This window comes from Mesorhizobium sp. M1D.F.Ca.ET.231.01.1.1 (genome assembly GCF_003999155.2).
Classification (GTDB): domain Bacteria; phylum Pseudomonadota; class Alphaproteobacteria; order Rhizobiales; family Rhizobiaceae; genus Mesorhizobium.
In genome coordinates, this window is record NZ_RZOZ02000010.1 from 57,798 (window position 1) to 78,140 (window position 20,343).

Annotated in this window: 21 protein-coding genes and 1 pseudogene; 5 read left to right on the forward strand and 17 right to left on the reverse strand. The window is 63.9% G+C overall.

The genetic code is table 11. The features are described 5' to 3' along the window. Window positions 1–206: 206 nt before the first annotated feature. The 5 genes and pseudogenes from EN874_RS23925 to EN874_RS23945 form a co-directional block, all read left to right on the forward strand. On the forward strand, window positions 207–908 hold the full coding sequence (locus EN874_RS23925; protein WP_127426876.1) for a ParA family protein: 702 nt from the start codon (window positions 207–209) through the stop codon (window positions 906–908). Continuing rightward, complete coding sequence (locus EN874_RS23930) at window positions 905–1,246, forward strand: hypothetical protein (RefSeq protein ID WP_127426877.1); 342 nt, start codon at window positions 905–907, stop codon at window positions 1,244–1,246. The genes EN874_RS23925 and EN874_RS23930 overlap by 4 nt, the downstream gene beginning before the upstream one ends. A gap of 149 nt (window positions 1,247–1,395) precedes the next feature. Further along, the gene (locus EN874_RS23935) at window positions 1,396–1,872 is read left to right on the forward strand and encodes a helix-turn-helix transcriptional regulator (RefSeq protein WP_127426878.1); all 477 of its coding nucleotides are present in this window, start codon (window positions 1,396–1,398) and stop codon (window positions 1,870–1,872) included. 408 nt (window positions 1,873–2,280) lie between these two features. Beyond that, the gene (locus tag EN874_RS23940; RefSeq protein WP_348631741.1) at window positions 2,281–2,463 is read left to right on the forward strand and encodes a WGR domain-containing protein; all 183 of its coding nucleotides are present in this window, start codon (window positions 2,281–2,283) and stop codon (window positions 2,461–2,463) included. A 139-nt stretch (window positions 2,464–2,602) separates the two neighbouring features. Next, a pseudogene (locus EN874_RS23945) lies at window positions 2,603–2,871 on the forward strand (HU family DNA-binding protein); the annotation flags it as partial. Window positions 2,872–2,904: 33 nt separating this feature from the next. Here the strand turns inward: EN874_RS23945 and EN874_RS33820 are convergent. The 17 genes from EN874_RS33820 to EN874_RS24030 form a co-directional block, all read right to left on the reverse strand. Further along, window positions 2,905–3,069, reverse strand: a complete 165-nt coding sequence (locus EN874_RS33820; protein WP_168247570.1) for a hypothetical protein — start codon at window positions 3,067–3,069, stop codon at window positions 2,905–2,907. Between the two features lie 363 nt (window positions 3,070–3,432). Next, window positions 3,433–3,759 (reverse strand): hypothetical protein, encoded by a 327-nt coding sequence (locus EN874_RS23955; protein ID WP_127426881.1) that lies wholly within the window; start codon window positions 3,757–3,759, stop codon window positions 3,433–3,435. Between the two features lie 64 nt (window positions 3,760–3,823). Then, the gene (locus tag EN874_RS23960) at window positions 3,824–4,147 is read right to left on the reverse strand and encodes a DUF736 family protein (RefSeq protein ID WP_085462449.1); all 324 of its coding nucleotides are present in this window, start codon (window positions 4,145–4,147) and stop codon (window positions 3,824–3,826) included. Between the two features lie 708 nt (window positions 4,148–4,855). Continuing rightward, window positions 4,856–5,389, reverse strand: a complete 534-nt coding sequence (locus tag EN874_RS23965; RefSeq protein WP_127426882.1) for a hypothetical protein — start codon at window positions 5,387–5,389, stop codon at window positions 4,856–4,858. A 308-nt stretch (window positions 5,390–5,697) separates the two neighbouring features. Further along, a complete protein-coding gene (locus EN874_RS23970; protein WP_127426883.1) occupies window positions 5,698–6,639 on the reverse strand; it encodes a DUF2493 domain-containing protein in 942 nt (313 codons plus the stop codon). Between the two features lie 246 nt (window positions 6,640–6,885). Continuing rightward, window positions 6,886–7,929 carry a toprim domain-containing protein gene (locus tag EN874_RS23975; RefSeq protein ID WP_127426884.1) on the reverse strand — a complete coding sequence of 348 codons (1,044 nt, stop codon included), beginning with the start codon at window positions 7,927–7,929 and terminating at the stop codon, window positions 6,886–6,888. A gap of 12 nt (window positions 7,930–7,941) precedes the next feature. Further along, window positions 7,942–12,438, reverse strand: coding sequence for a strawberry notch family protein (locus EN874_RS23980; RefSeq protein ID WP_127426885.1), 4,497 nt, complete (start codon window positions 12,436–12,438; stop codon window positions 7,942–7,944). Between the two features lie 137 nt (window positions 12,439–12,575). Beyond that, on the reverse strand, window positions 12,576–12,998 hold the full coding sequence (locus tag EN874_RS23985; RefSeq protein WP_127426886.1) for a hypothetical protein: 423 nt from the start codon (window positions 12,996–12,998) through the stop codon (window positions 12,576–12,578). Then, window positions 12,995–13,288, reverse strand: coding sequence for a hypothetical protein (locus EN874_RS23990; protein ID WP_189394133.1), 294 nt, complete (start codon window positions 13,286–13,288; stop codon window positions 12,995–12,997). Before EN874_RS23990 ends, EN874_RS23985 begins: the two co-directional genes overlap by 4 nt. A gap of 32 nt (window positions 13,289–13,320) precedes the next feature. Next, a complete protein-coding gene (locus EN874_RS23995) occupies window positions 13,321–13,728 on the reverse strand; it encodes a hypothetical protein (RefSeq protein WP_127426887.1) in 408 nt (135 codons plus the stop codon). Between the two features lie 129 nt (window positions 13,729–13,857). Beyond that, the gene (locus tag EN874_RS24000) at window positions 13,858–14,295 is read right to left on the reverse strand and encodes a hypothetical protein (RefSeq protein ID WP_127426888.1); all 438 of its coding nucleotides are present in this window, start codon (window positions 14,293–14,295) and stop codon (window positions 13,858–13,860) included. Further along, a complete protein-coding gene (locus tag EN874_RS24005) occupies window positions 14,279–14,908 on the reverse strand; it encodes a DUF1419 domain-containing protein (protein ID WP_127426889.1) in 630 nt (209 codons plus the stop codon). Before EN874_RS24005 ends, EN874_RS24000 begins: the two co-directional genes overlap by 17 nt. A gap of 87 nt (window positions 14,909–14,995) precedes the next feature. Next, window positions 14,996–15,388, reverse strand: coding sequence for a hypothetical protein (locus EN874_RS24010; RefSeq protein WP_127426890.1), 393 nt, complete (start codon window positions 15,386–15,388; stop codon window positions 14,996–14,998). Between the two features lie 84 nt (window positions 15,389–15,472). Beyond that, window positions 15,473–15,949, reverse strand: a complete 477-nt coding sequence (locus EN874_RS24015) for a hypothetical protein (protein ID WP_127426891.1) — start codon at window positions 15,947–15,949, stop codon at window positions 15,473–15,475. 73 nt (window positions 15,950–16,022) lie between these two features. Beyond that, entirely contained in the window at window positions 16,023–18,161 is a 2,139-nt protein-coding gene (locus tag EN874_RS24020; protein WP_127426892.1) for a ParB/RepB/Spo0J family partition protein, read from the reverse strand. Window positions 18,162–18,279: 118 nt separating this feature from the next. After that, entirely contained in the window at window positions 18,280–18,675 is a 396-nt protein-coding gene (locus tag EN874_RS24025; protein WP_127426893.1) for a DUF2958 domain-containing protein, read from the reverse strand. A gap of 180 nt (window positions 18,676–18,855) precedes the next feature. After that, window positions 18,856–20,052, reverse strand: a complete 1,197-nt coding sequence (locus tag EN874_RS24030; protein ID WP_168247576.1) for a DUF932 domain-containing protein — start codon at window positions 20,050–20,052, stop codon at window positions 18,856–18,858. Between the last annotated feature and the right edge of the window lie 291 nt (window positions 20,053–20,343).

Below are 20,343 nucleotides of genomic sequence, written 5' to 3' on the forward strand. Positions count from 1 at the left end.
TCAGGAAAAATGTATCACATTTTTCCGTATCCTGCCAACTCAAAAAGACAGTGATTTGACGCCAATATCGCCTCTACTCCATTTTTCTATGGTCAATACGACTCTATATTTCTACACTCGTGTAAGCGTGGAGCCATACGAATCCACATCTCCACGGACATGGATTCGTGTGTGAGTAGAAACACATATTAGTAGGAGAACGCAGGATGCCGACCGTGATCTCCGCCATCAACGGCAAGGGTGGCGCAGGAAAGACCACCGCGCTCATGAACATTGCCGGCGAGTACGCTCTGCGGGGCCTGACCGTCGCGATGGTCGACATGGATGCCCGCAGCAATTTGACCAAGTGGTGGAGCGACTGCCGGGAAAAGGAAGCGCAGGCAGAGGGGATCGATGTCCTTGGCCATAAGACCGCCAAAGCGGTTAGCGCCTTTCTGGATCGTGCCGCCGACAGTTTTGACTACGTTCTGATCGACACGCCGGGAGAGGACACCGCGATAGTCGATCCGGTGATCGGATGGTCCGACCTGGTGATCTCGCCGATCCAGGCATCGAAGCGGGAGGTGCTCGGGGCGATCGATTGTTTCGAGTCCGTCCTGCGCGTCAACGACGCGCTCGGTTGCGATTGCCGGCATGGCGTGCTGCGGACGCGCGTCTCGCTGACTGTTCGTCATACCGAGCTTTATCGCAAGATTCGTCCGATCATCGAGGGCAAGGTCGGCACCTATCTGTTTCGGACCGAGGTGATGGAGCGCAACGTCTACAAGGACATCCAGAACGGCATCGGCACGCTGCAGATGCAGGATTTGACCGAGGCAGTCGCCAAGGCGCGCCGCGAGACGCGGAGCGTCGTCGAAGAGATCGATACGCTTCTCAACCTTGGCGGCGAAAATGGGGAAGTGGAATGAGCCGCCGGGAAAACCTGTCGCTTGCTGAGTTCGCGACAGCGCCTCGAAAGCAGATCGCCGCTGACCCCGTCAACGTGCGCCAACAAGACATAGCGACCAGATCGCCGGAACCGCCAAGCAGCAAGCCGGAGGTCGAAGTCGACATGCGGCAGGAGGCAAGAAAGGCACTGCGGCGGGTGAAGCGCGAACGGGTGAAGGGAGAAAACTTCTTCGTCAATGTAAGTCTCGACCGGCAGACAAAACGCCGGTTGAAGCTGGCATCGTTCAACACGGAAACGTCGATGCAGGCGATTATCGAAGCGGCGATCGTCAGATACCTCGATGAGATCGGCGCTTGAGGAAGACGGTGATTTGATCCGCGGCTAATTTTTCTGCTACTAATGTCAAATTGGCTCTGCTTTCGAATGAATTGAGCCGATAGGGGCGAATGCGCAGGTCAGACCGACGCGCATTTTTGGGCAACAGGGAACGGGCAGAAGCCGCCGCCATGGCGATCAAGGATGTTCAAAAATACATCGAGGAGCAGGGGCTCGTCGAAACGACCGATGAAGAATCGGAAAAGCCGATCTACAGGAAGCCCGGCTTTGAGGGTATTCGAAGCTTTGGCGAAATGGAGCAAATATTCAGCCAGTTCATCCGCGAGCACCGCGACGCCAAGCGGCTTAACCGCGCGCAGATGGGTACAATGGTCGGCCTGCACGAGACCATCTTCGCGCGCTATGAGCGGGCCTTCTCCAAGCTCCAGGCGACGCGGCTGATCCATCTTTGCGAAATTCTCGACTGTTCGCCGGTGGAGATGATTCACGCAGCAGCCCCTCACCTGTTCGGGCAAACCCGGGAGGAAGCCGACGACAAATTGAAGCTGATGTTGCGTATCTTGGACATGCCGGCATCGACGGCATCCAGCCTGCTCGGCATGATCGAAGGATTGGTGGGCGAACGCGACCGCTCAGGTCAGTCATAAAGAGGCAAATCCTGGCGTGCGCAGTGTCCGCCCCCCGGCGACCTGCCGGTCACGCGCCCGCATCGCGCTGCAGTCGTCGAGGATGCGCGCCGGCGGGCCGACCTTCGCGAGAGGATCGTCACGCGAATGCGCGGAGACCGCTTGCGGGCTCCGGGAGCGCCATTTGGGGCGCGAGTAGAGCCGTGCCCGAAGGGCCTCGCCCAACGCTTCCTTACCGAAGACAAGCCAACCATGCGTCGGCCGACGCTGCGATCCATCATCTCCACGAATCGGTCGAACCGGATCGATTCAGCAATGTCGTTGGACGCCGCTTCCAAAGGAAGCGAGACTCTGGCCATGGATCACGAGAAAACAGGGCCAGTTCATCTTCGCCGCATCGACCCGTCACGGAACATGCGGCGTTTCTATATGCTCGCAATCCAGCCTACCTTGTTCGGCGGCGCTTCCGTCATCCGCAACTGGGGCAGGATCGGCACAAACGGTCAGTCGATGATGGAGACGTTCGACAGCGATGACGCCGCGACCAACGCCTTCAGCCGGCTCGAGCGCACGAAGCGCCGCAAGGGATATCGCGACAGCGGACTTACCTGACCCCGCTCGAAGTGACGAAATGCCAGGAATCCCGCGCTTTTCAGTGGATGCGCGCTGCAACCTAAGCGTGGCCCCACCGCCGCGGCGAACCCGTCGCCATAGGAAAAGGATTGATCCAGCTGAAAGGAGACCGCCCGATATGAGGACAGCAACCGAGATTGCCGACCACAACACAGAACCTGACCAAGGCACAGGTCAAGGCTATCGTCGACAGCGTCTTCAAGGAGATTGCGTCCGCGGGCGGCGAGCGGGGCCGAAACGAACATCCCCGGCTTCGGAAAATTCAAGGTGAAGGCGACGCCGGCCCGTGAAGGCCGCAATCCGGCCACCGGCGGAACGATCAAGATCGCGGCCTCGAAGAAGTTGGCCTTCGTGCCGGCGAAGGCCGTGAAGGACGCGCTCAACGGCAGAGGCCGACAAGCGCGCCCAATGCGCGACGCCCTAGAAGGGCGGATCGCTGCTGAAGAGGCTTTCCTGCCCGGCCCAGATCGCCTCGCGCTCGGCCAGCGCCATCGCAAGTTCTTCTTCGATCCAGCGCCGCTCGTCGGGATCCACGGCGTTTCGCAGCTCCGCCCGAAGTTCTTCAATGTGCTGATCGATCGACATCGTCATCTCCTTGATGTTTGTGAAGGACGACGCTGGCGGCGATGGCGGGCCGGAGGGGTCAAGGATTGCGCAGCGACCGCCGGAGGCGGCGAGTGGGGGAGCCGAAATGCGCAAGCATTTTGGGGGGACCGCTCGTCCTTGAGGCCTTCGGAGCGCCATGGCACCATGGGACGACCTGAGCAGACACCCCGTGCCCGGATATGCGACCGGAAACCGAGAAGCAGGCGCGGCACCGCCCCGTGTGAGGCGCTAACGTGACCACCGTGACAGGTCAGCGTTGTGATGACGTTCGACGGAGACGGCCCGGGTTGGCAAAAAAGAGGCCCGTGCCGGACGCTTGCCCAGCACGGGCCTCTTTCGTGGCTACTTCGATTGCAGATGCCGCAGGAACGCTGCGAGCGGACCGTCATGCGGCTGTCGGTCGGCGGCCTTGGCGAGATCTTCTGCAAGCAACAGTGCGACGTCGTCGCGAAGCGGCATGAAGTCGAAACCCTTGGCGAGCGCCGCCGTGTGCAGGGCAGCGACTGTTTCGTATTCGCTGTCGCTGGTGCCGAGCCACAAAGCGAGGTCGTCGCCGCTTTGGTCGGGGAACGCCTGCAGGAAGAAGGTGCGCAGCGGCGGATCGTAGCCGATCACGGCGTCGAGATCGGAGTGGGTGTCGCTGGTGACGGTGGTGGTGTAGCGGCTCATTGAAGCCTCCTGATCGGGTGGAGCGAAAGAGAGCCGGCCCCTTGCGGAGCCGGCTCGCTGCGGTTCACTGCGGGTTGTTCCACAGGATCACCTTCTTGTTCTCGTCGCCGCCGGGGGCGGGAGCGAGGTTGCCGAAGATCACGCCGATCTCGGGGGCTTCCAGCTTGACCGAGAGGTATTCCTCGCCCGAACGCTGGGAGATGCGATGCCAGCCGGCTCCGATCTCGAAGCCCGTGCGCTTGTTGACGATGCGGTAGTCGGGAGCATCTTCGCGGGTCTTGTTGGCGTTCGGGATGAGGGTGATCGGGGCGTTGACCCGCAGCGTGGCGAACACGCCTTCCATTGAGCCGTCGGCCTTGGCGGTGAGGTTTGCGATCGTGGTGGCCATGGTACTTCTCCTTCGGTTGCATCGGGACCATTCCCGATGGCGCCAAAGGAGGGGGCCGTCCTGCTGCGGTCACTCGGCAAGAAATTCTGGATAATTCTATTTGCCGCAGAGAGCGGGCCGCACTTTCGAAGGGTCCCGCTTGCGGGAAGGAAAGTGCCTGGCCCACAAACAAAAAGATCGAAATCGAATTTTCCTGAATTTCTTGCCGAGCGTACCCCCAAAGGGGGTTGACCGCAAAAGCAGGCGGTCCACTACAAAGGCGACATGACACGGGAATGGTCCGGATGTGAGCGAAGGGCGATGCCTCCGGCCACCATCGCAGATCCTTCACGCCAGGCACCACGGTCGCGGTCAAGCGTTTGCCCCCCGCCTGCGGATCTGCCCGCCATCGCCAGTCCCACGAACGACGCCCCGCGCCGGGAAACCCGGAGGCGTCCGCCGTCATGCGCCGGGTTTTGCGCTCGGCGTCGGTCGGTGTTGCTCTGGTCCCGCACCGGCGAGGTATCCCAGGGTCAGGCGTGGCCGCCGTAAATGCGCTGCCTGATCCGCAACTGCGCTGCCCTTCGTGCCATGAGCAGATGGGATGTTCCCGAGGACTGCTGGCGGACCGCGAGAGGCGGCTTCGCAAGGGGTCGGCCTTCGGCACAGATCAGGGCGGGTCGGCTCGCGCCGTTCATTCGTGGGTCGGGTCGGCACGGCTTGCGACAATCAGGTTGCCGCAGCAACGTGCTCCTCCGCCGTCATCCGGGTTTCCACTTCGCCGCGAACGTCCGGACCGGCATTGTGCATCATGGCGCGCCAGTGCGCGATGGTGTGGACGGTTCCCATCGTGCCGCGCATCGTGTCGTAGACGACGCAGGGGCTGCCGATCACGGCAAGGCGCAGGATGTTGAGGCAGGTTCCGGGCGAAGCGCCATCCCAGACCATCAGGCCGAAGTCGGCACGGCGGGCCATTTCCCGATCCTTCGCGGCGTGGATGGCAAAGCCCTTTGCGCCATCCACCGGCGGGACATGATAGGCAGCCCAGTCGCCGAGATTGTTGCGCGGTTCCGGGCCGCCATGGAAGACGCCGACATGCTCGTAATTATAGCCTGCGAGCAGGCCCTGCATTTCGGCATCTGCTCCCGGCGCGTCACCGATCAGTACGCCGTGCTCGGCCGCAACGATCGCGCCGATGCGTTCGATCGCGAGGACCGGCAGCTCGAAGATGTCACGCGAACCGCCAAGGAATATCATCGTCATTGGTCGCTTTCCTTTCTCTCAGATCAACCGCCCGGCCCGGCTCTCCTCTCCCTCTCCCGCGCGAGGGATCGTCACCGAAGGCCGAGACGGCGAAGCCCGGCTCGGGGAGCGGCGGCACGCCGCGAGTAGAGCCCGGCCGGCCGGAGGCCGGCGCGCCCGACCCGTGTCGGAGGACTTTTGGCCACTCTCCATCCTGCGCTCTTTCGCACCGCGCCCCCGCCGGATTGCTGACCGGAACGGATGTGCACACGCGAAGAACCCGACCGCGAGCGGGTCGGGTTCTTCGACGCGGGGAATGAAAGCGGCGCTCACGCGCCACCCTCCGTGAACCGCCAGACGGGGATGCCGAGGCGTCGAGCCTTGTCGGCCAGGTTCTCGGTGATGCCGGAGCCGGGGAAGACGATCAGTCCGTAGGGCATGACCGAGAGCAGCTGATCGTTGCGGCGGAATGGGGCGGCCTTCGCATGCCGGTTCCAGTCCGGCTTGAAAGCGATCTGCGTGACCTTGCGGTTCTCGGCCCAGCAGGCGGCGATGCGCTCGGCGCCGCGTGGGCTGCCACCATGCAGCAGTACCATGTCTGGGTGCTTCTCGCAGACTTTATCCAGCGCGTCCCAGATCCGATCGTGATCGTTGCAGTCGAGGCCGCCGGCGAAGGCGATCCTGGTGCCGGCTGGCACCAGCACCTCGGTCTCGGCGCGACGGCGCGCGGCGAGGAAGTCGCGGCTGTCGATCACCGCCGCCGTCATCGCCTGATGGGAGACCTTGGAGCCGGTGCGCGGCCGCCACGCCGAGCCGGTCTGTGCTTCGTAGAGGTCGGCGGCCTCGTCGCGCATGATTTCGAGGACGTTGCGGCGCTCGATATAGGTGATGCCTTCGGCCGTGAGCCGCTCCAGCTCCACGGACTTCACTTCCGAGCCATCCTGCTCGCCTTGGCTCGACCGCTGCGCCTCCTCGTTGCGGTCGAGGCTACGGGCGACGCGTTCGGCCGCGCGATGGAAGACGTTGGTGAAGGACCAGAGCAGGTCATCGAGGTCGGGTTCGAGCCTGGTGTCGCCGAGCATGCCGGCGAAGGTCTCGACGATCCCGGCCAGGCCGGCCCGGATCACCTCGTCGTCCGGCAGCGGTCTTGGATCGGGCTCGTCCTGATGCGGACGATGGCCGTACATCTGTAGTTCGAGGATGACGCGGTCGGTCGGCGACGAGGCGTGGTAGGGCTTGTAGCCGTCATCGAAAGGAAGCTCGTAGGTCATGGCGTGTCTCCGTCGGTTGTGGCCGCGCCTATCGCGGCCTGACAGCGCATCCCGGCCGCGCACCGGGCGCGGCCGCACCGAAGGCCGGAGCGAAGCGGAGGACGGCGCAGCCGTTGCGGCCGCGGCCGGGGGGTGGCAGGGATCGCCTCTCAGGCAGGCCGCGGGCGTGGCCTTTCCGGCAGACTGCCGCCATGGCGGCGAGGCTTCCGGTGACGTCGCCCCTGCCCGCCTGCCGGCGAGCGCCATTCATCTGGACATCAGAAACTGACGGGCATCTTCCGGGGCGAGCTGATCGCTGAGCCATGCCGCGAGATGGGTCGCACCGAGATGGCGCAGATCGTCGTTGAAGTCGCCGAGCTGCGGGCGAAGCACTATTGCGAGAATGCCGGTTTCGCCTGCGTGCTGGCTGAGACGCCGGATTCCATGCCGGCCGGCGGCATCCGCGTCAGCCGCTATGTAGAGGCGACGACAGCCAGGCGGGAAGGTCAGGCCGGCAAGATGATTGGCCGAGGTTGCGGCGGCGACCGGCAGCGTCGGCATCAGGGTGCGGAGCGACGCCATCGTCTCCAAACCCTCGCCGGCGGCCATGACCGGGAAAGGAGCACCGGGTTCAAGGCCCAACCAGATGCCGTTTCCCAGCAGTTGACCAAGGGAGCGGCGGGGGTCGGCGACCTGCGCCTTTCCGTTGCCGTTCGGATCCAACCACGTGCGTTGCAGGCCGGTGAAGCGTCCGTCGAGGGAAGTGACGGCCGCGATCAACGCCGGCAGGGTCTGCGTCTCGCCGGTGACGAGATCGCGGTAGTAGCAGCCGGGGTGGAAGCGCAAGGCGCGTTCACGCGCGGCGAGCAGGATGCCGCGGCAAGCAAGATAGCGTTCGGCCAGCGTGCCGGCGATTGGCCGCGACATGGCGAACAGGCGACGCGCTGCGTCGGAGGAGCCGCGTGCCGCGGCTGGCTGGCGCTCCGCGCCGGGGTCTTGCGCCGGCGGTCGAGGCATCGCGAGGAAGCGGCGCGCCTCGTCCGCGACATCGCGGAACTTGATAAGCCCGCAGCTTTCGCGAATGACATCGAGGAGATCGCCGAACTCGGACGTCGCCTCGTCCACCCACTTGCCCGCCGGGCCTTTAGCGTTGCTTCTCAACCGCACATGCATGGAGCGGCCGCGCGTGTTGCGCACGTCACCGACGATCCAGTGATTGCCCGAACGATGGCCGTTAGTGAGATATTCGCGGCACACCGCCTCGGCATGATCGCCAAGACGACGCGCCAGCTCGGAGGCCGAGCCGGTCATGATCGCCTCCTCTCAAGCCGCGGCCGTGCGGTCGATGACGCCGACCAGCGTGTGGCGATCGAGAAGCGAGGCGAGGATGGCGGAACCTTGCCCGCCCGTCGGGATGAACAGCCTGAGCTTCCAGGAGATGATCTCCGGGATCAGGCCCAGCGCCTTGAGGCGCGGCACCATCGCCTCGGTGAAGCCGGTGAGCTCGACGCGGTAGTCGTTCATGACGCGGCTGCGGCGCAGGACGAGACCGTCCGCAAGCTGCAGGCCTATCCGTCCCTCCACCAGTCCGGTCCAGGCCTCCGCCGGTGCGAGCGTCGGCACATTGTCGATCCCGAGATTGTGCAACATGGTCGCGACCAGGGTCGGCGCGATGTGACGGCCGATGATGCGTTCTCCGGCATCGGTCTGGATCCTGTAGACCTGGCAATCATGGTCCGGCAGCCGCCGCCAGATCGGCAGCAACAGGCCGGTGACGATGTGGAAGGTGCTGGTCGTGAATTCCGGAACGGCGGCGACTTCCGCCTGCCAGAGTTCGCAGAACAGTTTGCGGTCGGCAAGCTGCCAATGAGTTTCGGCAAGGGCATCGAGACCGAAGCGCAGCTCCTCGGTCGGGCGTAGCAGGCGCACACGGTGTTCTATCGCGCCGTCGTCGAGCATCAGGCTTGCTGTCGGCAGCTGGATCGCCGCGCGGTTCGACCGGGTGTTGACAAGCAAGACCGATTGCGGTTCGGCGCGGGCGATAGCCAGCGCCTCAGAGAGGCCGAGCGGCCGGATGCGATCCTTGCGTGCCACGGTCAGCACATGAGAGTGCGCGCCGGAAACCGGATGCGTGTAGACTGTGTGGCGATCGGTTACGATGATGCTTTCCGCCGTGATCGTCTCCAGCCCCTTGTCATAATTGCCCGCGGCGATGGCGCCTTCTATTCTTGCCGTCATCAGCTGCTCGAACACTTCGAACAGCAGGTTCTGGGTTTCGATGCGCAGCGCCAGCAGCCGGTTGAGCCAGGTTGTGATCGGCGGCAGCTCGTCGCGCAGACCGCCTTCTTCCGTGGTGAGAGACAGCCCGGTGACCGCCTCGAAGGTCGTCAGCGAGCAGCCCTCGATCTTGCCCTGATGCAGCAGATAGTAGAACTGACGCAGCGCTGCACGGGCGTAGGGGCTTTCGAGATTGTCCTCGGACCGGAACAGCCCTGCCCCGCCGGTCTGGCGCTGGCCGCGGGTGATCGCACCAAGCGTGTCCAGCCGTCGGGCAATGGTCGACAGGAAACGTTTGCCGGCCTTCACATTGGCGGCCATCGGTCGGAACAGTGGCGGCTGCGCCTGGTTGGTCCGGTGCGTCCGGCCGAGTCCCTGGATGGCGTTGTCGGCGCGCCAGCCGGCTTCGAGCAGATAGTGCTTGCGCAGTCTCTGGTTTTTGGCGCCGAGATCGGCGTGGTAGGAGCGGCCGGTGCCGCCGGCGTCGGAAAAGACCAGCACGGCCTTGTCGTCATCCATGAATGCCTGGGCTTCGGCAAGGTTGGCCGAGCCGGGCCGGTTCTCGACGGCGAGCCGGTCGATGCCGTCGCGGCCGGTCTTTTTGACGATGCGGCGCGAGCGACCGGTCACCTCGGCGACGGTGTCGGTGCCGAAATGGTAGAGGATCTGGTCGAGCGCGCTGCCGACCGGCGGCAACGAGGCCAGCCTTTCGATCATCTCGTCGCGGCGGCGCACCGCCTCGCGGCATTGGACGGGATTGCCGTCGGCGTCATGCACGGGCCGCGAATAGATATTGCCCTCGGCGTCCGAATACTCCTCGAACAGCTGCGTCGGGAAGGAATGTATCAAGTACCCGCCGACATATTCCCTCGGCGTGACATCAACGTGGAGGTCTGACCATTCCTCTGCCGGGATCTCGGCCAGCCGCCGTTCCATTAGCGCCTCGCCGGTCGAAACGATCTGGACGACCGCCGAATGACCGTCGGCGCGGTCCTGCTCGATCGCACCGATCAGCGTCGGCGTCATCATCGAGGTGATGAGATGGCTGAAGAACCGCTGCTTGGTGCTTTCGAAGGCCGAGCGTGCTGCGACCTTGGCATTGCGGTTCAGCGTGCCGGTCTCGCTGGTGATATTGGCGGCCTCGAGCGCGGCGGTCAGATTGTTGTGAATGACCTGGAAGGCGTCCGCATAGGCATTGTAGATGCGGATCTGCTCCTCGGTCAGCGCGTGCTCGAGCAGGTCGTATTCGACGCCGTCATAGGAGAGCGACCGTGACGTGTAGAGGCCGAGCGACTTCAAATCGCGGGCGAGCACCTCCATGGCCGCCACGCCGCCATCCTCGATCGCCGCGACGAACTCAGCGCGGTTGGCGAAGGGAAAATCCTCGCTACCCCAAATGCCGAGACGCTGGGCATAGGCCAGATTCTCGACAGCGGTTGCGCCGGTCGCCGAGACATAGACGACGCGCGCGCCGGGAAGCGCGTGCTGCAAGCGCAGGCCAGCCTTGCCCTGCTGCGAGGGCGCGACGTCGCCACGTTCGCTTTTTCCTCCGGCGGCGTTGGCCATAGCGTGAGCTTCGTCGAAGACGATGACGCCATCAAAAGACTTACTTGTTCCTGTCGCGCCTCCGGCGTTCCCCGCCTCTTGGCTCACCCAATCGACGATCTGCGCAATGCGAGACTTCTTGCCGTCGCGCTCCTGTGAGCGCAGCGTCGCATAGGTCGTGAACAGGATGCCTTCGGCAAGGCGGATCGGCGTGCCCTGCCGATAGCGCGAGAGCGGCTGGACGAGAAGCCGTTCCTGCCCGAGGGCAGCCCAATCGCGCTGTGCGTCTTCCAGCAGCTTGTCGGACTTCGAGATCCAGATCGCGCGCCGACGGCCCTGCAGCCAGTTGTCGAGGATGATGCCGGCGACTTGTCGCCCCTTGCCACAGCCGGTGCCGTCTCCCAGAAACCAGCCACGGCGAAAGCGAACAGCATTGTCTGCGCCGTCGGGAGCGGCCCAAACGACGTCGCAGGTTTCATCCACCGTCCAGGCGCCGGCGAGATGGCCGGAATGGGCTTCGCCGGCATAGATAACGCTCTCGACCTGGGCGTCGGACAGCAGGCCTTCATCAATGATCGCATCAGGAAGGAGAGGCCGGTACGACGGTTTCGGCGGCGCGACCGCGGCCATGGCCGCCGACTGGACGAGGGGAGTCGGATGGGGTATCGCGCGCGGGATGTGTATCGACTGTAGCGCATAGGGCTCGTAGATGGTGTCGGTAAGCCGGCCGCCCGCCTCGGGTATCCAGTCGCGCAGTTCATAGGAAAGAGGAACAGCTGATGTGCTGGCCGAGGTGGTCGGACGGACTGGCTTCGCCCGGGCAACAGGAAGAACTGGCCGCGTGCTCTTCGCGACAGCAGCCGATGCTGCGATCGGCGCAGTTCTGGCACCCGAGCGCGCGGCCATCTGCGTGGCGGCATTCCGCAGGATTCGGTTCGACAGGGCGCCGATCGAATCCGGAAAGCCGCCCGGGGTGCGTGGCGGCAGGCCGGAAATCCAGGAGAGCAGTGTCTCGACATCGGTAGCCTTGCCGGGCGAGGCCGCGAATGCGGACGGATCGGACGCTGGCGTCTTGTCGATGATGGTCAGGCGGGTTTCCGCCGTCGTGCCGTGGCGGGCGTAGACGCGACCATCGATCGCTGCGGTGAAAACCACCCTGCCCTGCTGTTGGAGCCGCTCGAAGGCCGGCCGCCATTTGGGGTTTTCGGGCGAGAGCCCGGTGCCGGTTATGGCGACCAGGCGACCGCCGGCGCGCAGACGGGCAAAGGCCGAAGAGACATGCCGCCATGCTGCATCCGCGACGTGTCCGTCGACATAGGCGCCCACGGTGAAGGGCGGGTTCATCAACACCACGGATGGCTCGACGGCGGCGTCGAGATGATCGTCGATATGGGCGGCGTCATGCCGGGAAACCGGAACGCGCGGGAACAACAGGCCGAGCAGATCGGCGCGGGTCGCGGCAATCTCGTTGAGCGCGAGCGACGCCCGGGCAATCTCGGCATGGACGGCAAGAAGGCCGGTGCCGGCTGAAGGTTCGAGAACGAAGTCCGAAGAGGAGATCGCGGCAGCATGAGCGGTGACGAAGGCGAGCGGCAGCGGCGTCGACAGCTGCTGCATGGCCTGGCTCTCGTCGGAGCGCCGCGTGTGAGTGGGGAGGAGTTCGGCGATGCGTTTCATCATCGCCAACGCCGCCTGCTGCGAGGCCGATCGCGACAGGATCGCGGAACCGAAGCGGCGCAGAAACAGGACCTGAGCGGCTTCCAGCGCCTCATAGGCGTGTTTCCAGACCCAGAAGCCTTGCGCATCGGTGCCGCCGAAGCTGCCGGTCATGATGGTGCGCAGCGCTGCTGTGGTGACAGGCTGGCCCTGCTCAAGGAAGGGAAGAAGCTGAGTTGACGCCTGATGAATCGCTTGAGCGGTGTCGGTGGTGCGGGTCGGCGGCGCGGCAGGGGGAGCGACCGTCCGGGCAACGGTCGATGTGGTGGTGACGATGTTCATGGAGATGTCCTTCGAGCGAAAGTGTCCGCCCTGCCGGCACGCTCTCTGCGCCCCGGCAAGGCCGCACTCCTCCCGGCCCCTCTCTCCCTCCAGCGATATGGGCCGAAAGAACCGGCGAAGGACTCTTGGACTGACGGCTAGGTGTCGCAGCTGTGCGGCGAACCTGGCCACGGCGGAACGTCCGGCGAGATGTGGCGCGCCTCAAGCGCGAAGCCTGCTAGAAGCTCGCGCAGGTCGGCCTCGCTCTGGACGTCATCAATGTTAAGTTGCGCCAGACGCGAAATCAGGGCCGCCGCCTTCGGAAACAGGGGTCGCGCGCCGTCGAATTCGATCGCCTCGGCGATCTCATTGCGGCCCTCCATATCGGCGCTGTCAATATAGGAAATGAGCCCTTCACGGCGCTCATCGACTTCGATGGATTCCGGATAGCTCGCCGAGAGCATCATCTCACTGGCAAGCTGCGGGGCCGCGGCAATCGCGTCAGCGTCGTTGCCGGCATCGATCGTCATACTGTCCCAGCAGCGAAGCCAGAAGCGGAGCTTTACGACATATTCGGTCATTGTCCGATCTCCCTTGTGCCGCGTGAAGTCGCGCGAACGCAGGGCTCGGCTGGCGCAGCCGTGGCGGTGTTTTCCAAGATTTCCAGTACGACGGCGTCGTCATCGAGTTTGTACGCAAGCGCACGGGAGAGAAGAAGGATGGCGTGCTCTTCCGGCAACCCGGGCCAAGTTTCTGTGACGACACGCAGGATGACGGCGCGATCGCGCGGGAAGGCATATGCGTTGATTGCCCATTTGATCGGGCCTGGAGCATGAACGAGCGGGCTCGATCCGAGTCGATATGTCGGCATTTGAACCTCCTGAGGGTTGGGCGGAGCGATCGCTATTTTTGCTCGTTGGAGTCTCGGCGTTCCTCGATGATCGCCCTGGCTTTTTCGACCGCTGCCATCGCCTTTGGCAACCAGCGTTCGAACTCCACCTGCGAAACGCCCATGAGTCGTGCGACGAAAGCGAGCTGGTCGAGCAGCTCAGAGAAATGATCGGCCTTGCGTTGGGTGGTCTCGTCGAAATGCGACGGTACTGGGATCTCCTTGCCCTCATAGGCGGCGCCGCCGCCTTTCCAGACGCCCGTGACATAGGTGGGGCCGGCGCACTCATAGTCGGGCAGTTCACTCGACCAGTCGTCATCCTCGATGGCGAGGCGACATGCTTCTTCGGGCGTGGCGGCGTCGTAGACTCGATGTCGGTAGTACGGCATGCGGTAGGTGGTTTCGATTGTGAACCTCGGCATGGTCTTGCTCCAGTCATGGAAAAGCGATGCCCGACGCAAGCGCTGGGCAGGGAAGTCGGGGGCTCGGTCCGGTTCCAGTCGGCGCGCCGAAACCGGCGGTCGGTGATGTCGTCCTGATCGATTGAGTTTCTAGTTGATCAGGACGGTACGGAAAGGAGGTATCTCGGCCGATCGGGCACGGCCGACGACGAAGACCTCATCCGCATTGGCTTCGAAAAGCATCAGGATGCGATCGCCGACCGCGACGCACTCATTGATCCAGTGACGGTCGGTATCGCGGTATTTTTCAGCGCGATCGGGCGGCACGTAGACGATGGTAAAATGCGACAGCAGCTTGCCCGTCGGTGCCGCATAGAAGTATTCCTTCACCTCGATCACGACACCCGCGGTGCCGTAGGAGGTCGAGACCGTATCGCCGGACCGAACCAGATCGGCGACAGTCGGGGAGCCGGGCGGTGTGCGCCGGTATCGGCACCTGTCAGGAGCTCCAAGGTCGGCAGTGTAAGTGGAGTGCGCCTCCCAGGTCGGCTTGTCCGCCGGTCGCGGCGGCTTACGATGGTTTCGCATCGTCGCCCCCTCCCCTCCTCGACCGTGCGTGGACTACCGGCATGAGGCTGTCGATCTCTTCGTCGGTCAGATCCTCCAGAAGCTTGAGGGTGGTGCCCTGCCCGACTGTGTAAACAAGGATGGTCCGTTTGCCATGATGCTCCATCGGCCAGGAGTCGGGGTTGGTCTCGCCGGCGATGCCCCTGAAGTCAGCATGCGTGGCGGACCAGATCGCCTCGAGCTTTTCCTCGCGCGTCATGCTGTCTAGTGCGCCTGTTTCATGGGCGATGATCGCTGCCCGCATGGCATCGGGGCTGTGTTTGTCGGAGAGATCGCAGAAGCCATGAAACCACCGTTCGCGGCCGCGGATCCTGATCGCGAAGAAGACGCTGGTGACATTGCCGGCCTTGAATTCGGACATGCCGAACATGCCGGTTCGCTGGAAGAGCGGCGGCAGAAGTCCGAGCATGAAGTGGTATTCGCTGGCCGAAATCTCGAACCACTCCGACGCATACGGCACGCCGGACAGGGGATCGACACCCGGCGTATCGCTGTGACGATCGAAGAGGGCAAACATCTGCGACCGGGTCGCGACGCCCTCGAATATCTTTCGGAACGGGGGATGGGTGGACATGACATGTCTCCGGAATAGCCGGGCCTCCCGCCGCGCGGGGGTGCTACGGCGAGAGAGGGTCGGCGGTGGGGGAATCGTGGGGCTGCTTCAGGCGGCGCGGCGATCGGCGGCCTGTGCTGCTTCGCGCCCGATACCGGTGATGGCGCGGACGGCGGCCGCGAGCGCCGGAACGTCGTCGAGCATGGCGAGCGCTACGAAGTGATTGGCTCCGCCGGTATAATCCTTGCGGCCCTTGCAGGTGCGGATCAGGATGCCGTGGCCGGAGGACATGCCGAACTGACCAACCTGGATGTATACCCGGTCATGGTGCAGGGTAATTTCGCCGGAAACGGCGATCCCCGCCTTGTTCGAACGCAGGTCAAAGCTGCCAGGCGGCAGCGCCAGTTCGGCAGCGAGTTCCTTCAGCCGCGAGCGGGCGGCCGTGTGAAAGCGTCTTTTCTGCTGCTCGTCATAGGAGCAACTTCTGGTCCAGTCGAACATGTCGATCTCCATGAAACGAAACAGGCCCGGCGATCGCTCGCGCGATCCCGGGCCTGTCGGTGGTTGGTTTATGAGGTGTGGAAGTCAGGCTGCCGTGCGGCCCTCGATGATGTCGGCGCCAACCTCGTCGGCTGAGACCTCTTCGAGATAGGCTCGGCTATACCGGTTGTTCGCGAGCCAGCGTTCGGCCGCCTCGCGGTCCCGGGCGAGATGCACCAGCTCCGGGCTGTCGCCGAGATCCTGCAGTACGCGGACCATGCCGATCGCCGGACGTTCGACAATCTCGAAACGCAGGTCGCTCTCGACGGAGTAGGTGCGACGGACCGAGACAATGACAGTATCGTTCTGGCCGAAATCGCCCTCATGCAGGGTAAAATATGCTGGCGAGCTGTAGGTCGCGCGCGTTCGCGGCGGCTCCTTCTTCACCAGGCGGCCAGTGCCATTGCGGCTCTCCCACGCGGCGAGCTTCTTTCTGAAGCGGGCCGGCGGTCTTGCCGTGCCGTCACAGTAGCGGATGACGCTCCCCAGAGGGACGGAATCGTAGACGATATGGGCGGACATGCGGAATCTCCATGTCGGAACACGAAAAAGGGCCCGGCGGTGATGCCGGACCCGGTGCGAAGCGGGAGGCCGATTACTCTGCGGCCTCGAGCTGATCTGTTTCCTCGTCGGCGACGGTCGGTTCCTCGGACGCTGTGTCGGCGAGGAAGGCAGGCAGATCGGCCGCATCGCCGTCGAGTGCCGTCTCGTCTGTCACATCTTCGGTGACGGTCTCGCCGGCGTCGACTGCCGCGTCACCTTCGAGGCGCAGCGGCTCGGGCAGCCAGGTCGACCCTTCGAGAAGACGGGCGGCCTCTCGGGCCATCAAGTCCTTCTTCATGTGGTCGATCAGTTGCGCGGAGTCCTCGCCGCGGGCCTCGCGCACCGCCTGGACGATCCTGGCCTTGGTGACGCGGCCGAGATAGTTGTCGATGGTCGGTTCCCAGCCGGCCGTGACCATGTCGAAGCCGAGCGTCGCGGCGAGCGCATCGGCATGGGCAACCGCGCCCGGCCGCCTGTTCCACGGCTCGACCACGGCGTTGAGCGAGAGCGACGCGCAGTGCGCGAACAGCGCCTTGCGGCTCGCTTCGTCGAGGCCGAGCAGGAAGTCCCAGAGCTTGTCGCTGTCTGGCATATCCCTATCCCATGCCTCGTGACGCTCCGCGATCTCCTTGGCCCAAGCAGTCTCAGCAAGGCCCTGGACCTGGCCAAAACTGTTGCTCGCAAGAGTGACCTCGAGGCAGCTGTCCTTGGCGAAGCGGTAGAACACCTGCAGCACGAGGGCATGGAGAACGGCGACGAAGGCGATGTCGACGTTGCTTGCGAGCGCGTTGCGCAGCGCCAGCGTCTTCTGCGCGGTGAGGTCGAAGACAAGCCGTTCCGGCAGAGGCTTGATGCCTTCTTCCTCGGGCTCCTCGGTCGCTTCGGATCCGCCGTTCGTGGACCGGCCGTTCACGACGATGCCATTGGCGCCGTTCTCGTCGAACTGCGACGCGTCGCGAGCCCCGCCGTCGGCCTCCTCGTCATCGTCCACCTCGACGCGGGGTTCATCCTCGGGACGGACGAAGCCAGCCTCGACCTGCAACTGGCCGTTGGCGCCGAGCGTGACGAACGCGCCGGCAATGGCCTTCTGCATCGGATCGTAAACCTGGGGACGATCGCCAAAACCGTCGAGCTCGGCGCCAAGCTGGTCGAGTCTGTCCTCGATCTCCTGGTCGGCGTCTTCCATCTCGGCATATTTGGCGTCGAGCGCATCATATTCGGCCTTCACGGCGTCGTAGCGGGCGATCTCCTCGGTGCTCATCTCCGCCGGTTCGGCATAGACGCGCCGCATGCCGGAGGTGTGGCCGTACGGGAAGCTGATTGCCGCCTCGACCCACTTCCATCCTTCGGCGCGGATGGTCTCGGTGTCGGCCTTCAGCCTATCGAATACCAGCTGCTCGAGAAGGGCCGCATCCTGGAACCAGCCGCCGGAATCCTGTTCGAAGAGGTCGCGCAGGATGACGCCGCCCGCGGCTTCATAGGCCTCGGCGCCGACATAGACCGCACGGCGATCATCGGCGCGAACCGTGGTCTCCGTCAGCAGGCGCCGGATGTAATAGGGCTCCTGCATGTGCAGGTTGCCGGAGATGCGCTCCCAGACCTGCTCCTGGCGCGCATGATCGTCGGAGATCGAGAACGCCATGATCTGCTCGAGGCGGATTTCATCCTTCTCGTAAAGTTCGAGCAGCTTTGGCGAGACCGAGGCGAGCCTCAGCCGCTGCTTGACGGTCGCCGCCGATACGAAGAAGCGAGCGGCAATCTCCTCGACATCAAGGCCATGCTCCCTCAGTGCCTTGAATGCGCGGAACTGGTCGAGCGGATGCAGGTCCTCGCGATACACGTTCTCGGCAAACGAGTCTTCCTCGGCCGAGGTCGTTCCGCTGCGATTGACGATGCAAGGGATCGGTTCGTTCTTCGCCAGGCGCTTTTGCTTGACGAGAATGCCGAGCGCGAGATAGCGGCGGCCGCCCGCCGGCACTTCGTAGGTGCCGGTCTCCTCGCCGTCTCCATCAACGACGGGACGAACATTCAGGCTCTGCAAGAGCTTGCGCCGACCGATGTCCTCGGCGAGCTGCTCGATGGTGACGCCGTCCTTTACCCGGCGAACATTCTGCTGCGACAGGACCAGCTTGTCGTAGGCGATGTTCTCCGAAGGGTTCATTGCGATCTTCTGAATGGCGCTTTTTGCCATGGTCAGGGTCTCCATGACGGGCGGCCCGGGAACTCTCCCCGAACCTCCAAACCCGTCAGGAACCCTCCCCTCCGCCCTCTGCCTCTCGCGGCCGCCGCGCCGGCGCAAGCCGGCAGCCTCAATGCGGTTCGGCGACATCGACCCGTCCGGCCTTGCGCAGCGCCTCGAGCATGCGGGCATGGTCCATGAGGATGTGGATGAGCGCCTGGCGATCGACGGTGACCGTTTTGCTGGTGCTGCGCGTGCGATCGTGCCGCTCGTACAGGGTCTCGAATTCGACAAAAGTGGTGTAGAGCTGGAGAATGGGGCGACCGCTCATGGCGCGGTCCTCGGTTCGGCGGATGCGGACATGGTTCCGACGCCCTGCGATGTCGCCGTCAGCATCAAGCTCGTTTGCAAGCCAGGTGCGGATCCCGACCGGATTGAAGAACTTGACCACCGAGACATGGTCGCGATCGCTCTGGCGGCCGTTGGCGAGGAACTGTTCGCGCTGGTCAGCTGTCAGCAGCGGCATTCGGGGTGTTGGCGGTATTATGCATGGTCGCGCTCCATGACGGACGGTCGAAAGCCCGCCTTCCGATCTCGTGGTCCGTCACGACGAAAGGCGCCGCCCTCATGGTTGTGAGGACGGCGCCTTGACGTGGCGATGAAAGGGACGCCGGCTTGCGATATGGGATCGCCGGCTGGGCGGGGATCAGTGAACGAGGTCGAGGAGCTTCTTGGCTTTGCCTTCCATTTCGAGCCGCACATCCTGGTGCTGCTTGTCGCGCGCAACGCGGGTGATACCTTGGACGAAGTCGAACACCGATGCCGGCGGATGGCCTTCGTCGGTGAGCACAGCATCGATAATCTTGGTGGATTCGCCTTTCGAGAAGCCGCTCTTGCGCAGGAATGTCGTCCGATCATCGTCGTTGCGGGCAACGACGCGCTCGCGCGCTGCCATGATGCCGTTGACGAAGGGCATGGGCGAGGATTCCGCGAACTGGATCAGCGCCGGTTCGGCTTCCAGCGCAAAGCGCGAGGCGGCGTATTTGGAGTGACGGATGGTGATTTCCTGGAAATCCTCGACGCCCCACAGATTGCGATTTTGGCATACGGCACGCAGGTAAAAGCTTGCGATTCCAAGCGTTTTCGAGCCGACCTCGCTGTTCCAGGCGTAGAATCCGCGGAAGTAGAGATCCGGTTCGCCGTTGGGCAACCGGCCGGCTTCGATGGGATTGAGATCGTCGACCAAAAAGACAAAGATGTCGCGGTCCGAGGCATAGAGCGTGGTCGTGTCCTTCGAGATGTCGACATTGGGGTTGTAGATGCCGGTCGACCAATCGAGCACGCCGGGTATCTTCCAGCGTGTGTCACCGGTACCGTTGCCGGCAATCTTCTGGACCGCCTCGACGAGTTCGTGATCGAAAATCCTGCCATAGTCCGGGCCCGTAATCGCTCGCAACTCGAGGCGGCCGTTTTCGATCTCCAGCGTTTTCACCTGCTCGGCACGATGCGTGGAAAGGCCATATTGCAGATTGATGCCGGCGAGCGCGGCCGGAAGCTGCCGAAGATACGTCGCGGGTGCACCGACCAGGCTGGCGAGCTGGCCAAAACTCCAATGCGTCGGCGCCACCGGCGCGTGGGCATCCGGCAGTAGGAGCGTCAGCCGCTCGGGATTGTCGCGAGACGCTTCGACTCGGATCGCTTCGCTTTCGACGATCCGGGTCTTGCTGCGTTCGGACCGCTGCTTCACAGCACTGTTGAGGTCGGCGAGCGACAGGTAGCGCTCGTCGTCAGGCCGGTTGAACCATTCCGACGACACGCGCCCGATGCGCTGGCCGCGGCTGACATCGACCTTGTAACCGTTGGGCGTCGTGCGTGACGGCGCCAGAATCTCCATATGGGTCATGATCATTCTCCGCGACGGGCGCCGGGAGCCTCTCTCCTGGCCTCGACCCGCCATCGCATCCCGGCCTCCCCTCTGCCTCTGCCTGCGCCAGCCGCCGCGAGAAACGCAGGCACCGCGGCAGCGCCTGCGTCAGGGGTCGTGCGCAAAGGAAAGGAGACGAACCGAAGTCCGGCTAGTAGCGAAGCCTGCAGCCCAGTCTCAGAGGGAGGCCCATTTTCAGAATCGCCCTGGTTTGCAGTCTAAGATCTTCGAGGTTGCTTCATCGGGGAAACCGTGACTCAATGAAAGACA

Excerpts from the sequence above, each read along its gene's own strand:
- EN874_RS23925 (WP_127426876.1), top strand. The coding sequence starts at position 207 with ATGCCGACCGTGATCTCCGCCATCAACGGCAAGGGTGGCGCAGGAAAG.
- EN874_RS24000 (WP_127426888.1), bottom strand. The coding sequence starts at position 14,295 with ATGCGAAACCATCGTAAGCCGCCGCGACCGGCGGACAAGCCGACCTGG.
- EN874_RS23985 (WP_127426886.1), bottom strand. The coding sequence starts at position 12,998 with ATGACCGAATATGTCGTAAAGCTCCGCTTCTGGCTTCGCTGCTGGGAC.
- EN874_RS23965 (WP_127426882.1), bottom strand. The coding sequence starts at position 5,389 with ATGACGATGATATTCCTTGGCGGTTCGCGTGACATCTTCGAGCTGCCG.
- EN874_RS23935 (WP_127426878.1), top strand. The coding sequence starts at position 1,396 with ATGGCGATCAAGGATGTTCAAAAATACATCGAGGAGCAGGGGCTCGTC.
- EN874_RS23990 (WP_189394133.1), bottom strand. The coding sequence starts at position 13,288 with ATGCCGACATATCGACTCGGATCGAGCCCGCTCGTTCATGCTCCAGGC.
- EN874_RS23970 (WP_127426883.1), bottom strand. The coding sequence starts at position 6,639 with ATGACCTACGAGCTTCCTTTCGATGACGGCTACAAGCCCTACCACGCC.
- EN874_RS24005 (WP_127426889.1), bottom strand. The coding sequence starts at position 14,908 with ATGTCCACCCATCCCCCGTTCCGAAAGATATTCGAGGGCGTCGCGACC.
- EN874_RS24015 (WP_127426891.1), bottom strand. The coding sequence starts at position 15,949 with ATGTCCGCCCATATCGTCTACGATTCCGTCCCTCTGGGGAGCGTCATC.
- EN874_RS24030 (WP_168247576.1), bottom strand. The coding sequence starts at position 20,052 with ATGACCCATATGGAGATTCTGGCGCCGTCACGCACGACGCCCAACGGT.
- EN874_RS23975 (WP_127426884.1), bottom strand. The coding sequence starts at position 7,929 with ATGACCGGCTCGGCCTCCGAGCTGGCGCGTCGTCTTGGCGATCATGCC.
- EN874_RS23955 (WP_127426881.1), bottom strand. The coding sequence starts at position 3,759 with ATGAGCCGCTACACCACCACCGTCACCAGCGACACCCACTCCGATCTC.
- EN874_RS23980 (WP_127426885.1), bottom strand. The coding sequence starts at position 12,438 with ATGAACATCGTCACCACCACATCGACCGTTGCCCGGACGGTCGCTCCC.
- EN874_RS23940 (WP_348631741.1), top strand. The coding sequence starts at position 2,281 with ATGCTCGCAATCCAGCCTACCTTGTTCGGCGGCGCTTCCGTCATCCGC.
- EN874_RS33820 (WP_168247570.1), bottom strand. The coding sequence starts at position 3,069 with ATGTCGATCGATCAGCACATTGAAGAACTTCGGGCGGAGCTGCGAAAC.
- EN874_RS23995 (WP_127426887.1), bottom strand. The coding sequence starts at position 13,728 with ATGCCGAGGTTCACAATCGAAACCACCTACCGCATGCCGTACTACCGA.
- EN874_RS23930 (WP_127426877.1), top strand. The coding sequence starts at position 905 with ATGAGCCGCCGGGAAAACCTGTCGCTTGCTGAGTTCGCGACAGCGCCT.
- EN874_RS23960 (WP_085462449.1), bottom strand. The coding sequence starts at position 4,147 with ATGGCCACCACGATCGCAAACCTCACCGCCAAGGCCGACGGCTCAATG.
- EN874_RS24010 (WP_127426890.1), bottom strand. The coding sequence starts at position 15,388 with ATGTTCGACTGGACCAGAAGTTGCTCCTATGACGAGCAGCAGAAAAGA.
- EN874_RS24020 (WP_127426892.1), bottom strand. The coding sequence starts at position 18,161 with ATGGCAAAAAGCGCCATTCAGAAGATCGCAATGAACCCTTCGGAGAAC.
- EN874_RS24025 (WP_127426893.1), bottom strand. The coding sequence starts at position 18,675 with ATGCCGCTGCTGACAGCTGACCAGCGCGAACAGTTCCTCGCCAACGGC.